This is a genomic window from Streptomyces sp. AC512_CC834 (assembly GCF_019049325.1).
GTDB lineage: Bacteria > Actinomycetota > Actinomycetes > Streptomycetales > Streptomycetaceae > Streptomyces.
The window spans coordinates 366,523-380,262 of the sequence record NZ_JAGMUO010000065.1 but is presented as its reverse complement, the minus strand read 5'-3'; the positions used below and the strand labels follow the sequence as shown (position 1 = coordinate 380,262).

Below are 13,740 nucleotides of genomic sequence, written 5' to 3'. Positions count from 1 at the left end.
GCCGGGCGTCAGTCGAACGGGGTGAGGAAGTCCCGGGGCCGCAGCGGCCGGCCGACGATGCGGGTGTCGCCGATCCATCCGTAGAAGCCCTGCCCGAAGGCCTCGTCGAACTGGGTGGCACCGAGGACGAAGGGCTTGCCGAGGGTGGCGATGCCGGTGGAGGGTGCCGTCGGATTGCGGGCGATCTTCGAGCCGTCCACGTACATGACGCTGTGGCGCCCGTCGTTGACCACCGCGATGTGCATCCAGCGCCCCACCGGCACGGCGTGGCTCCACGAGGTGGGGTCCGCGTCCTGGCGGTGGGGGTAGACGACGAACTGCAGGAACCGCTCCGGGGACAGGTTGAGGCTGCACGTCGGTTCCAGCGGGGACCAGCCGGTGGTCTTGCCCGCGTCCCCGTTGCGCCCCTCCCAACTGAGGATGCCCATCCAGTTGTGGTCGCCCTCGAACGGATCGGGGAGCCGCACGAAGGTCTCGACGGTGTACCCGCGGAGGAACTTCTCACTGTTCAGCGGCGCCCTCGGGCCGGTACGCAGGACGGCCCCGCGATCCGGCGCCTTGCCGCCGCCGAAGCGCAGGCCGGCGTGTGCGGGCTGCCCGGGGTGGTGGTCGGCCGACCAGGTGAGCGCGTCGGGGCCGCTGGAGTGCAGGCGGCGGACGGTGAGGTCGTTGCCGTGTCCGGACAGGTCGCGTACGACGGAGCCGTCCGCGACCGGATCGCCGTCCGGGACCGTCGTCATGCCGGAGGCGTCGAACCGCCAGTAGGCGACCGTGCCGCGCGGCATCACCGCGGAGGCGGGCCGCGGCTCGGGCGGCACGACGGGCGAGAAGCCGGAGAAGCGCGCGTCGAAGTCGACGCTCAGGCTGAACCGGTCGGCGGGGCCGGTCAGTTCGACGGTCTCCGCCTCCAGCGGCGTGCGCCGCGCCGGGTCACGGGCCAGGAACCACGGTGCGAACGTCTCCACGTCGATCACCCCGCGCACGGTGTCGAACCCGTATGTGCGGATCATCCCGGCGCCGCCGTAGTAGCGGTCCTGGTAGTTGGTGATGTGGATGTGGACATCGTTGTCGGCGTCGTTGGTGAGCACCGTCCGGCCGGGCGGCCAGTAGTGCCCGCCCAGCGCCAGGAAGATCTGGTCGTTGGCCCGGATCAGGCCGTCCCACAGGCGCTGCCCGTTGCCGGAGAGACTCGCCGAGCCGTCCTCCCGGGCGAAGGCCAGGTCGTGCGTGGTGAGCACGGCGGGCAGGGCGGGGTGGGCGTCGAGCACGCCCTGCGCCCAGCTCAGGCCCTTGTCGGAGGTCCGCCAGTCCAGGGCGAGGACCAGCCAGTCGCGGCCGGCGGCCCGCAGGACGTGGTAGCTGTTGTAGCCGTCCGGCGAGGCACCCCCGAAGGTCGGCATCGAGGCGTAGCGCCGGGGTCCGAACTCCCGCAGGTACGCCGTCTCGCCCCGCTGGTCGTCCGTCGACGAGGCGATGTCGTGGTTGCCGGCCAGCACGCTGTAGGGCACCTTGCCGTGCAGGGTGCGGAAGGTCCGGGCGGCCCGCCTGATCTCGTCCTCGGTGCCGTGTTCGGTGACGTCGCCGAGGTGGGTCATGAAGGCGATGTTCGACGCCGACCGGTCGGCGACGAGATGGCGGAAGGTCTCCCGCAGCGGAGCGGGGTCGGCGCTGTCGGCGTCGAAGAGGTACTGGGTGTCCGGCAGGACGGCCAGCGTGAAACGCGGACTGTCGGTGTCGAAGCGCCCGCCGCCCGCCGCCGCGGCCTGTGCGGGTGCCGCTGCCGCTGCCGCCGCCGTCACGGACCCGACCGCGGCCGTGGCCGCGCCGCCGGCCACGGCCGCTCTCAGCAGCGTGCGTCTGCCCGGGCCGTCGTGCTGTTCCGCCGTGCTCATCTGCCCTCCAGAATCCGGAAGTTCCCCATGCCCGGCTCACGGTGGTCAGCGGCCGTGACCGTGGGTCGACGGCGAGCTGAACGCGGCATGGTGCGCGGCGGGCGACTGGAGTGATCGATGTGCGCGGCGGGGGCGGCGGGGTGACGCGGCTCGGGACCGGGATCGGGACCGGGCGCGGTGTGGACCGCGCTTCGGCAGTCAGTCGGCGACGACGTCGACACCGTAGCCCCGGGCGAGGGCGCCGAGACCGTGGTCGTAGCCCTGGCCGACGGCCCGCAGCCGCCAGCTCCGCCCACGTCGGTAGATCTCCGCCAGGAGCATCGTGCGCTCGGTGGTGGCGGCGTCCAGCGTGGCCTGTGCGAGCGCCGCCGCGCTGCTGCCGGGGCCGGAGACGATGTGCAGGGCGCCGACGTCGCCGAACGTGGGGGAGCCGTCGATCGCGGCGGCTACGACGACCCTGCGGGCCGAGGGCGGCAGCGCGGCGAGGTCCACGCCGACGGTCTGCTCGGTCGGGCCGTCGCTCAGCAGCCGCACCGTCCCGCCCGGGTTCTCCGGGGCACCGTAGAAGACGAAGTCCTCGTCGAAGGAGACCTGGTCGTCCCCGTCCAGCACGAACGCCACCACGTCGATCTCGCACGCCGTCTGCTGCGCCCACGACGCGGTGACGGTCCAGCGGTGCGCCGGTTCCCGTCCGTCGGGCAGGGGCAGGTCGACGACGCCACCGCGCGGCAGCACATGCGCGGCCGCGCGCCTGCGCCCCGCCCCGGGTGTCTCCGTGACCACCGGTGCGACCAGCCATGCGGCGTCGTACGTCGGCAGGAGCAGCGCCGTGATCCTGGGCAGCCGGCGGTCGGCGCGGCCGCCGTCGAGGACGACCACGTCGGTGACGCCGGCCGAGAGGTTGATGGCCGCGGCCCCACCCAGCTCGACGACGCGGGTGCGCGCTGCCACCGCGTCGGGGTGGGTGCCGCCCAGCACGAGGACCCGCCGTCCCGAGAGCGGCCCACGCGGCTTCGCGGAGCGACTGCCCGGCTTCGGGCCGGGGGCCGCCGGGGCCGGTTCCGTCCGTACGCCAGGAACGGCGGCCTCGGACGCCGCGGGTCCGCGCGGCGTCGGCACCCCGGGCAGCGAGGGGGACGGCGAGCAGGAGGACGGCGCGGTCGCGGGATCCGGGGCCGCGCCCTCGTGCGAGGTGCCGGGGCGGACGTCGCCGAGCAGCCGCAGGAAGGCCGACTCGTCGATCACCGCGACGCCCTCGGCACGTGCCCGGCGCGCCTTGGCCGAGTCCCCGGAGGGGTCGTTGGTGACCAGGGCGCTGGTGTGCCTGCCGACCGAGCCCACCATGTTGAGCCCCGCCGCGACACCCCGCAGCACCAGCTCCGCCCGGGCGGTCCGGGTCTCCCCGGTGACGGCGACCTTCATGCCCTGCACGAGGGAGCCGCCGGCGGTCAGCCGTCCCGGGTTGCGAAAGGCGCACGGCGTCTTCGGCGGCTTCGGCGCGAACTGCGAGTCCTGCCGGGGAGGGCACGCCACCAGGGGCAGCGGCAGGTCGAGTTGCGCGGCCTCCCGCAGCGAGGCGCGCAGCACCCCCGCCAGGACCCGCGTGTCGTCCAGCGCGTCGTGCGCCCGCACCTGCGGCACGCCGTAGTGCGCGGCGAGGGTGCCGAGCCTCAGGTCGTCGGTGGGCGGGTCGACGCGGCGGTTCAGAGCCAGGGTGCACAGCCGCCTGGCGACGGGCAGCCGCAGCCGCGCCCGCGCGAACTCGTGGGCGAGGAAGTCGTAGTCGAACTGGGCGTTGTGGGCGACCAGCACCCGGCCCTCCAGCAGGGCGCCGATCCGCTCGGCCACCTGCCCGAAGTCCGGCGCCCCGCGCAGCCGCTCGGCCGTCAGGCCGTGCACGTGCACCGGCCCGGGATCGCAGCCGGGGTCCAGCAGGGTCGAGAACTCCCCGGTCTGTTCGCCGTCCGGGCCCAGTGTCACCACGGCCACGGACAGCACCCGGTCGCGGCGCGGTACGAGACCGGAGGTCTCCACGTCGACCAACGCCCATTCGAAGGCGTAGTCGCGCAGGTCGGACAGATCGGAGGCGGTGGACGCGAGAGACATGGAGAAAGAATGGAGGCATATCCACAACTCCTACAACTCGAATGCCCATTGATCCCGTTTTGTCGCTGCATCGATCCGCGCGGCTCGACCCCGGAACCTCCTGACACACTGCTGAGCGCGCCACCCGCCCCGCCCTCAGGAGGACTTCGCCATGACCGAGCAGCCGCTGGACCGCGCCGCCCGCCACCAGCGCCGGTTCAACACGCTCTTCGCGGAGTACTTCGACACGCTGCGCGCGACGCTGGACGCCCCGTCCTTCAGCCGTTTCACTCCGGACTGCATCGAACTGCTGCGCGACCTGTCGCTGCGCGGCGGCAAGCGGATGCGGGTCGTGCTGCTGCACGAGGCCGCGCGGCTGGTGACCCCCGAGCCGGTCGAAGGGCTGGACGCCGCCGCCCTGAGCGTCGAACTGCTCCAGACCCACGGCCTGGTGCACGACGACCTCATCGACGACAGCGCCACCCGCCGGGGCGGCCCCACCACGTACTACGCCTACCGGGAGAGGTTTCCCGACCGTCCCCGGGCGGCTCTCGGCCTGACCGTACTGGCGGGGGACCTCGCGCTCGCCCTCTCGCTGCGCGTGCTCCTGGACGCAGCCCTGCCCGTCGGGGTGCGGCAGGCCATGGTCGAGGTCCAGACCCGGGCCGCGGCCGACACCTTCGTGGGCCAGATCGTCGACCTGGAGCGCGACTTCGCCGCCTCGCCCCCGGACGACGACGTCCTGCACGCCGTCGCCGACCACAAGTCGGCCCGCTACTCGGTCCTCGCCCCTCTGCACCTCGGACTGCTGGCTGCGGGAGAGCAACCTGCCTCCTACGAAACCGAGTTGCGCAGCTACGCGCGACTGCTCGGCATCTGCGGACAGATGCGCGACGACTACCTGGACGTGTTCGGTGACGCGGAGGAGATGGGAAAGCCGACGGGCACCGACATCCGCGAGGGAAGGCACACCTACGCCGTCGTCCGGCTCCTGTCCCTCCTGAGCGGCTCCGAGCGTGCCGTCGTGGAGGAGGCACTGGGCAACCCCGCCTGCACCGCGGAGACCATCGCCGCGATCCGCGCCATCGGGGAGCGTCGCGGCGTGGCCGACCGGATGCGCGCCGACATGCGGCACCACGCCGAGCAGGCACGCCTGGTGGCGGCAGGCTGGCGCCCGCGGTGGCGCGAGGACGCGGTCGCCTTCTTCGAGCGGCTGCCGCGGTGGAGCGTCGAGCGGGCCGGCTGACCCCGGCCGGTTGTCAGTGGGGCCTTCTACTGTGTGATCAGTGGGAGCCGCGGACACGCCGCGGGGACCGACCGGGGAGAGGTCTGCCATGTCGAGGACGTACCTGGAGCTTTCGCAGGACGACGGGAGCGCGCACAAGTTCTACGAAGTCACCGTCCAGGGACAGGTCGTGTCCGTGCGCTACGGCAGGATCGGCGCCGCCGGACAGACCCAGACCTCGACCTTCCCCACCGCGCAGAAGGCCGAGGCCGCGGCGGCCAAGAAGATAAGCGAGAAGGTGCGCAAGGGCTACGCGCCCGCCGTGCAGGGGCAGCGCGCGCCCCGCGCGGTCTCCCGCCGGCAGGTGGCCTCCGCGCCGTCCACGGCACGCGCCGTCGCACCGGTCCTGTGGCGCTTTCGCACCGGCTCCGCGGCGTTCGGCATCCACATCGACGAGGACCGCTGCTGGGTGGGCAACCAGGCGGGCGACGTCTACACCCTCGCGCACGGCGGCGAGGTCCTCGCCCGCTATCAACTGCCGGACGGCGTCAAGTGCCTGGTCGCCGACGACTTCTGGATCTACGCGGGCTGCGACGACGGCCGCGTGTACGACCTGTCGTCCAAACTGCCCTTCGCCGCCTACGACATCGCGTCCGACGTCGACATCTTCTGGCTCGACATCCACGAGGGCGTGCTCAACGTCGCGGACCGCGCCGGGCGGCTCACCGTCATCGACCACGAGGACGAGCACCAGTGGGCGCGCGGCGGACGCGGCGAGCACGCCTGGATGGTGCGCGCCGACGACCGGGCCGTCTACCACGGGCACACGCACGGTGTGACGGCCCACTCCCCGGACGGCGGCACCGAGTTGTGGCACACACCCACCCGGGGCGCCGTGCTCTTCGGCTGGCAGGAGGACGACGCGGTGTACGCGGGAACCGCGCGTCACACCGTCCAGCGGCTGTCCAAGGCGACCGGCGCCGTCGAGGCGACGTACCAGTGCGACAGCCCGGTGTACTCGTGCGCCACCTCGCCCGGCGGCAGGTACGTCTTCGCCGGCGACTCGGCGTCCTCGGTGTACTGCTTCGACCGGGACGGCACGCGGCTGTGGAAGCTGGGCACGGGCGGCGGATCCGCGTTGTCGATGCAGTACCGCGACGAGCGGCTCTTCCTGGTCACCACCGACGGCTCCCTGGTGTGCGTGGACGCGAGCGACGCGGCGGTCACCGCCGCACAGCAGGGCTCGGTGCCCGTCGCCCGCGACGTCAAACTCGCGGCCACCCTGCCCACGTACGCGCCCGCCACCGCGGTCGCCGCCGTGACGACCGTGACCGCGGCGCCCGCGGGCTCCGTCGTCGTCGAGTGCGTCCAGGACAACGGCCGCACCCGGATCCACGTGGTGTCGGAAGGGTACGACCCGTCGTGGAACGTCCAGTTCCCGAGGGCCATCCGGGAACCCGGCGCGCGGTACGTGGTCGACGCGCTGCACGCCGCGTCGGGCGGCTTCTACCGGGTGCGCGGGGACATCAGGCGCCTGCGGTGACGTGATGTGACGTGCAGTGAGATGCAGGGGCGGGTGAGCGGCGTCAGGCGATGGAGGCCGAGATGACGGCGGAGACCGCGAGATTGCAGGACGCCGTCACCCACACGGCCGGGTGCGGCTCCTGCTCCACCAGCGTCTCGCCCAGCCGCCCCGGGGTGATCAGGTCGACCACCAGGAAGGCCACCGCCATCATCACGAGCCCCAGCAGCCCGAACACCGCCGTGGACACCAGGCCCTTGCCGAAGTCCTCGTACGTCGTCCATATGGAGGTGAAGACGATGCCGCCGATGCCGAGCAGCGCGGAGCTCAGCACCATGGCGGCGTTGCGGTTGCGCTGCTCCCAGATCTGCCGGCCGAGCTTTCCGGGAGTCAGCACGTCCACGAGGACGATACCGAGGACCAGGAGGACCAGACCCAGGCCGCCGTAGGCGGCGGCCCGGCCGAGTCCGTTGACGATGTCGCTCATGGCGTTGCCGGCTCCGTAGCGTGAGGGATCACGGATGATCGTGGTCAAGGCGCTGCAAAATCTAGCGCACCCGGCCGGACTCTCAAGCAGCGGTCCGCAGTGCGCGGTTGCGGCGCACCGAGGACCAGAAGGAGGCGCCGATCAGGACGACACCGACGAGGCCGGTGATGATCTCGCTGATCTGGTACTGGATGGTGACCAGCAGGATGACCGACAGGGCGCCGATGGCGTAGTGGGCGCCGTGCTCCAGGTAGACGTAGTCGTCGAGGGTGCCCTGGCGGACCAGATAGACGGTCAGCGACCGGACGTACATGGCGCCGATGCCGAGGCCGAGGGCCATCAGCACGATGTCGTTGGTGATGGCGAAGGCGCCGATGACACCGTCGAAGGAGAAGGACGCGTCCAGGACCTCCAGGTACAGGAACATGAAGAACGCGGCCTTGCCCGCCAGTTTGACGGGCGATCCGGCCCGCCCCGAGCGTTCCGCCTCCTGCTCCGCCTCGTGTTCGCGCTCCTCCTCGTGCTCGAGCCGCTGCTCGAAGAAGCCGGAGAGGCCGCCCACGACCATGTAGGTGATCAGGCCGCCGATGCCCGCCAGCAGGACCGTCTCCGCCTTGTCGGCGTGTGTGCCGCCGTGCTGGTGGGCGTGGGCGGCGAAGGTGACGGAGGAGACCAGCAGCACGATCAGGGCGATGCAGACCGACAGCATGTCGACCCTGCCGAGTTTGGCCAGCGGACGCTCCAGCCACCCCAGCCACTTGATCTCCCGGTCCTCGAAGACGAAGTCGAGGAAGATCATCATGAGGAACATGCCACCGAACGCGGCGATCGACGGATGGGCGTCCGTCACCAGCTCCTGATACCGGTCCTTGTCGGTGAGCGCGAGGTGCACCGCGCTCCAGGGACTCAGCCGGGCACTGACCGCCACGATCACGACCGGGAACACCAGCCGCATCCCGAAAACGGCGATCACGATGCCGACGGTGAGGAAGATCTTCTGCCAGAAGGCGCTCATCTTCTTCAGGATCCCGGCGTTGATCACGGCGTTGTCGAAGGACAGCGAGATCTCCAGGACGGAGAGGATCGCCACGATGCCGAGGGCGGTCCAGCCGTCGTACAGCACGCCCGCGGCCAGGCCGAGGGCGGTGACGGCGAAAGCCCAGCGGAACGTCTTCAGCAGCACCGGTCACTCATTCCTGTCGTCGCACCGTGCGGGATCCGGCTTCCCGCGCCGGTGCCCGCCACGCATGTTGTCTACCACGGTCGTCCGTCCCCGCCCCGCAGGGCGTGTTCCGGACGGCGGTCAAGACTGGAATCGTTCGTTTCCTTGAGTGGTTCGTGCCACAGGGAGTAGGTTCGCCGCCATGACGGCATCCCGGAACGTCCGGAACCCGGCCACCGCCGCAGAGCTGCGTCAGGCGGGGCTGCGTGTGACGGCAGCCCGTGTCGCGCTGCTCGAGACCGTCCGGGAGGGCGACCACCTCGACGCCGACGCCCTCGCCTCCGGGGTGCGCCGACGCGTCGGGCACGTCTCCCTCCAGGCCGTGTACGAGGCCCTGCACGCGCTCACCGCGGCACGCCTCGTGCGCCGTATCGAACCGCCCGGCAGCCCGGCGCGCTTCGAGGGACGGGTGGGGGACAACCACCACCACGTCCTGTGCCGGTCCTGCGGTGCTCTCGCCGACGTCGACTGCGCCGTCGGCGAGGCGCCCTGCCTGACCGCGTCCGACAACCACGGCTTCTCGATAGACGAGGCCGAGGTCATCTACCGGGGCCTGTGCCCCGACTGCTCCACCCCCGGCAGTTCCCCAGCACCTTGATCCGCCCCGTTCGGAAGGATTCCCATGTCCGAGAACCACGATGCCATCGTGACCGACGCGAAAACCGAGGAGACGGGTGGCTGCCCGGTCGCCCACGGACGCGCCCCGCACCCCACCCAGGGTGGCGGAAACCGTCAGTGGTGGCCGGAGCGGCTCAACCTGAAGATCCTCGCCAAGAACCCCGCGGTCGCCAACCCGCTGGGTGAGGAGTTCGACTACGCCGCGGCCTTCGAGGCCCTCGACCTGCCCGCCGTGAAACGGGACATCGCCGAGGTGCTGACCACCTCGCAGGACTGGTGGCCCGCCGACTTCGGCAACTACGGCCCGCTGATGATCCGGATGGCCTGGCACAGCGCGGGCACCTACCGCATCAGCGACGGCCGCGGCGGCGCGGGCGCCGGACAGCAGCGCTTCGCCCCTCTCAACAGTTGGCCGGACAACGGCAACCTCGACAAGGCCCGCCGTCTGCTGTGGCCGGTCAAGAAGAAGTACGGCCAGAACATCTCCTGGGCCGACCTGCTGGTCCTCACCGGCAACGTCGCCCTGGAGACGATGGGCTTCGAGACCTTCGGCTTCGCCGGTGGCCGCGCGGACGTCTGGGAGGCCGAGGAGGACGTCTACTGGGGCCCCGAGACCACCTGGCTCGACGACCGGCGCTACACCGGCGACCGCGAGCTGGAGAACCCGCTCGGCGCGGTCCAGATGGGCCTCATCTACGTCAACCCGGAGGGTCCGGGCGGCAACCCGGACCCGATCGCCGCCGCCCGCGACATCCGTGAGACGTTCCGCCGCATGGCGATGAACGACGAGGAGACCGTCGCGCTGATCGCCGGCGGTCACACCTTCGGCAAGACCCACGGCGCGGGCCCCGCCGACGCCGTCGGCGACGACCCCGAGGCCGCCTCCATGGAGCAGCAGGGCCTGGGCTGGAAGAGCACGCACGGCACGGGCAGGGGCGGGGACGCCATCACCTCCGGCCTGGAGGTCACCTGGACGACGACCCCGACCCGGTGGAGCGAGGGCTTCTTCAAGAACCTCTTCGAGTTCGAGTACGAGCTGGAGCAGAGCCCGGCCGGCGCCAACCAGTGGGTGGCGAAGGACGCCCCGGAGATCGTTCCGGACGCGCACGACTCGTCGAAGAAGCACCGCCCGAGGATGCTCACCACCGACCTGTCGCTGCGCCTCGACCCGGTCTACGGGCCGATCTCCCGACGGTTCTACGAGAACCCCGAGGAGTTCGCCGACGCCTTCGCCCGCGCCTGGTACAAGCTGACCCACCGTGACATGGGCCCGAAGTCGCTGTACCTCGGCCCGGAGGTCCCCGAGGAGACCCTGGTCTGGCAGGACCCGCTGCCCGAGCCCGAGGGCGAGGGCATCGACACCGAGGACGTCGCGACCCTCAAGACCAAGCTCCTCGAGTCCGGCCTGTCCGTCTCCCAGCTCGTCTCCACCGCGTGGGCCTCGGCGTTCACCTTCCGCGGCAGCGACAAGCGCGGCGGCGCCAACGGCGCGCGTGTCCGCCTGCAGCCGCAGCGCGGCTGGGAGGTCAACGAGCCCGACGAGCTGGCGCAGGTCCTGCGGGTCCTGGAGGGCGTCCAGCAGGAGTTCAACTCCGGCGCGGGCGCCAAGAAGGTCTCCCTGGCCGACCTGATCGTCCTCGGCGGCTCGGCCGCCGTCGAGAAGGCTGCCAAGGAAGCGGGCTTCCAGGTGGAGGTCCCCTTCGCCGCGGGCCGCGTGGACGCGACGGAGGAGCACACCGACGCCGAGTCGTTCGAGGCGCTGGAGCCGACCGCCGACGGGTTCCGCAACTACCACGGCAAGGGCAACCGCCTGCCGGCCGAGTTCCTGCTGCTCGACCGGGCGAACCTGCTCACCCTGAGCGCGCCCGAGACGACCGTCCTGGTCGGCGGCCTGCGGGTGCTGGGCGCGGGCCACCAGCAGTCCCAGCTCGGTGCGTTCACCAGGACGCCCGGGGTGCTGACCAACGACTTCTTCGTCAACCTGCTCGACCTGGGCACCACGTGGAAGTCGACGTCCGAGGACCAGACCACGTTCGAGGGCCGCGACGCCGCCACGGGCGAGGTCAAGTGGGCGGGCAGCCGCGCCGACCTGGTCTTCGGCTCCAACTCCGAGCTGCGGGCGCTCGCCGAGGTCTACGCGAGCGACGACGCGAAGGAGAAGTTCGTGCACGACTTCGTCGCCGCCTGGGTCAAGGTCATGAACCTCGACCGCTTCGACCTGGCCTGAGCCGGCGACCTCCGGACCGGCCGGCACCGGCCGGTCCGGAGGGGACGATCCGGTGGCCGGAGGGGACGAAATCCGGTGGCCACGCATGGCGCACGATGCTGGGATGGCGTGATGCTCAGTGATGTGCCCGCCGTCGTGGACCGTGGCCGCTACCCGGACGCGGTGACCCCCTGGGACGACGACGTCTGGCGGACCGCCGTCCTCGGCTGGGTCGAGGCCGGGCTGACCGCACGGGGCCTGCGGCCGACGGGGGAGTGGCGGGTGCGGCTGCGGCCGTGGTCCGTCCTGCTGCGGCTGTGCGTCGAGGGACGCGACCCGGTCTGGTTCAAGGCCAACCCGCCGGCCAGCGCCTTCGAGGGCGCGCTGACCGCGGCACTGGCCCGCTGGGTCCCCCGGCACGTACTGGAGCCGCTGGCGGTGGACACCGGCCGCGGCTGGTCGCTGCTGCCCGACGGAGGGCCGCTCTTCCGGGAGGTACTCGCACGGGAGACGGTCGGACCCGGTGCGTGGGAAGAACTCCTGCGCCAGTACGCGGCCATGCAGCACGCCCTGACCGCGCGCGCACCCGAGATCCAACGGCTGGGCGTTCCCGCCGTGCCCGCCACCGCACTGCCCGGCGTCTTCGACCGGCTCGACGACACCCCGCTGCGGCCGGAGGAACGAAGGAGACTCGGGGAACTCCGCCCCCGCCTCCTGGACTGGTGCGCCGAACTCGCGGCCGTGGGCGTCCCGGACACCCTCGACCACGCGGACCTGCACGACGGCCAGCTTTTCCACCCCGGTCCTGGCAGGTTCACCTTCTTCGACTGGGGTGACGCCGTCGTCTCCCACCCCTTCTGCAGCCTGCCGGTCCCCGCCCGCCGGGCCCTCGACCGGTACGGACCCCACGTACTGCCACGCCTGCGCGACGCCTACCTGGAGCCGTGGACCGGCGACGGCCGGACGACGGCGGAACTGCGACGCGCGGTGCGCCTCGCCTGGCGGCTCAGCGCCCTGAGCCGCGCCGCCGCCTACGGCAGGCTCTTCCTCACCGCGACCGGCACCGTCGGCACCGCCGGCGCGGCCACGGCCGTGGCCGCTGCAGGCGCGCGCTGCCTGCTGGAACTGCTGGACGACCCACCGCTCTAGAGGCGCCTCGTCCCGGCGCGCGGGCCGTTGTCAGTGGCGGATGCGAGGCTTTTGGTCATGGATGAGGTGGAGTTCATGCGGGGCAGGGTCTACGGCGCCGACCACGACAACCCCGGGCCGCGTGCCGGACGCGTCTACGCGCATCTGGTGGGCGGCCCCCTGGACGGTCTGCTCCTGGACGTCACGGACCTCACGGAACACGAGCGCGCCCGCGGGGTGTCACTGGCGACGGAGATAGGCCGCTACGGCCCGGGCGGCCGCTGCGCGTACGGTCCGAGGCCGGGTGATCCGCGCCGCTTCGACTGGCGGGGCGACGTGCCCTGATCCCACCCGGGCGCCCCCGTCTCGTCGACCAGCGCCGCGAGCAGCCAGTCGTGCGCGGACCCGGGGGTCGGCTCCGGCCGCCCGCCCGGCACCGTCAGCACCTCGGCGACCAGCTCCCAGTAGCCGTCCAGCCGGGGGTCGGCGGCGAGCTGCCCGGCCAGCCGGCGCCGGAAGTCCGGGGTGTCCCGGACCCCGTACGCGCCCGTGTACGCCGCCACGAAACCGTCCAGTGCCTCACCCGGGTGCGGATCCCGGTCCCGGCGCAGGTGCACACCGGCCAGCTCGTACGCCTCCGCCAGCCCGGCGTACAGCACGGCCGCCCCCCGGGCCCCGGCGGCCCGGTGCGCCTCGGGCTGGGGCTGGGCCGTGCCGGGGCGGCACGGGGCGAGTGTGAGGGCGTTCAGCCTGGCGAAGGCGAGGACCTGGGAAGGGGCGGGATCGTCGGGCGGCAGCGGAACCGCCACGTCCAGGAACGCTCCGGCCGACCGGGCCGGCATCCGCGCGGGCAGCCAGCCGCGCCAGAACCGGACCAGTGGGTCCGTGCTGGGCGGCAGGGGCACGGCACCGATGAGCCGAAGCCGGCCCGCCCGTTCCCCGGGCGGACACTCCTGCACCAGCCGCAGCGCGGCCTCCCGCCAGCGCAACGCCCGCAGTTCGGAGCCGAGCTCGCGCAGCCGCCCCGCCACCGCCGACTCCAGCACGCCGCTCCCGCCACCCCCGCCGCCGGTCGCGTCCGCGTCCGCGTCTGCGTCCTCGTCCTCGAGAACGCGCCGTACCTCGGGCACGGACAGGTCGAGAGCGCGCAGGGAGCGGATCAGACGCAGCCGGTCGAGCGCCTCGGGACCGTACCTGCGGTGCCCGCCGGCGCTGCGGGAGACCTCCGGCAGCAGACCGCGATCGGAGTAGAAGCGGACGGTCTTGACCGTGACACCCGCCCGCTCGGCCAGTTCCCCGATGCCGCACAGACCGTCGTACGACGTGAACACTTGAACCTCCCTCAGGGGGAGTTT

General features: G+C 72.3%; 11 protein-coding genes. 6 read left to right on the top strand and 5 right to left on the bottom strand.

The window, feature by feature from the left end; genetic code table 11:
* Positions 1-8 precede the first annotated feature (8 nt).
* Complete coding sequence (locus tag KUM40_RS23830) at positions 9-1,892, bottom strand: LamG-like jellyroll fold domain-containing protein (protein ID WP_217168135.1); 1,884 nt, start codon at positions 1,890-1,892, stop codon at positions 9-11.
* 198 nt (positions 1,893-2,090) lie between these two features.
* Positions 2,091-3,998 (bottom strand): TerD family protein, encoded by a 1,908-nt coding sequence (locus KUM40_RS23825; RefSeq protein ID WP_217168134.1) that lies wholly within the window; start codon positions 3,996-3,998, stop codon positions 2,091-2,093.
* A gap of 151 nt (positions 3,999-4,149) precedes the next feature.
* Between KUM40_RS23825 and KUM40_RS23820 the strand changes: the two genes are divergently transcribed.
* Together KUM40_RS23820 and KUM40_RS23815 are read left to right on the top strand one after the other, a co-directional pair.
* On the top strand, positions 4,150-5,223 hold the full coding sequence (locus KUM40_RS23820) for a polyprenyl synthetase family protein (protein ID WP_217168133.1): 1,074 nt from the start codon (positions 4,150-4,152) through the stop codon (positions 5,221-5,223).
* Between the two features lie 88 nt (positions 5,224-5,311).
* Positions 5,312-6,745 (top strand): WGR domain-containing protein, encoded by a 1,434-nt coding sequence (locus KUM40_RS23815; protein WP_217168132.1) that lies wholly within the window; start codon positions 5,312-5,314, stop codon positions 6,743-6,745.
* 43 nt (positions 6,746-6,788) lie between these two features.
* Here the strand turns inward: KUM40_RS23815 and KUM40_RS23810 are convergent, their stop codons facing one another.
* Both KUM40_RS23810 and KUM40_RS23805 read right to left on the bottom strand, forming a co-directional pair.
* Complete coding sequence (locus KUM40_RS23810; RefSeq protein ID WP_217168131.1) at positions 6,789-7,211, bottom strand: DUF350 domain-containing protein; 423 nt, start codon at positions 7,209-7,211, stop codon at positions 6,789-6,791.
* A gap of 82 nt (positions 7,212-7,293) precedes the next feature.
* Positions 7,294-8,394: a DUF475 domain-containing protein gene (locus KUM40_RS23805; protein ID WP_217168130.1), complete on the bottom strand. Its 1,101-nt coding sequence runs from the start codon at positions 8,392-8,394 to the stop codon at positions 7,294-7,296.
* Positions 8,395-8,575: 181 nt separating this feature from the next.
* On the opposite strand from KUM40_RS23805, the gene KUM40_RS23800 reads away from it, so the two are divergent.
* The 4 genes from KUM40_RS23800 (at position 8,576) to KUM40_RS23785 (ending at position 12,730) form a co-directional block, all read left to right on the top strand.
* Positions 8,576-9,031 carry a Fur family transcriptional regulator gene (locus KUM40_RS23800; protein WP_217168129.1) on the top strand — a complete coding sequence of 152 codons (456 nt, stop codon included), beginning with the start codon at positions 8,576-8,578 and terminating at the stop codon, positions 9,029-9,031.
* Positions 9,032-9,055: 24 nt separating this feature from the next.
* On the top strand, positions 9,056-11,278 hold the full coding sequence (katG, locus tag KUM40_RS23795) for a catalase/peroxidase HPI (protein ID WP_217168128.1): 2,223 nt from the start codon (positions 9,056-9,058) through the stop codon (positions 11,276-11,278).
* Between the two features lie 111 nt (positions 11,279-11,389).
* Positions 11,390-12,406, top strand: a complete 1,017-nt coding sequence (locus tag KUM40_RS23790) for a phosphotransferase (RefSeq protein ID WP_217168127.1) — start codon at positions 11,390-11,392, stop codon at positions 12,404-12,406.
* Between the two features lie 57 nt (positions 12,407-12,463).
* Entirely contained in the window at positions 12,464-12,730 is a 267-nt protein-coding gene (locus KUM40_RS23785; protein WP_217168126.1) for a hypothetical protein, read from the top strand.
* On the opposite strand, the gene KUM40_RS23780 is transcribed toward KUM40_RS23785, so the two are convergent.
* Complete coding sequence (locus KUM40_RS23780) at positions 12,649-13,716, bottom strand: MerR family transcriptional regulator (protein WP_217168125.1); 1,068 nt, start codon at positions 13,714-13,716, stop codon at positions 12,649-12,651. The genes KUM40_RS23785 and KUM40_RS23780 overlap by 82 nt on opposite strands.
* Positions 13,717-13,740 lie beyond the last annotated feature (24 nt).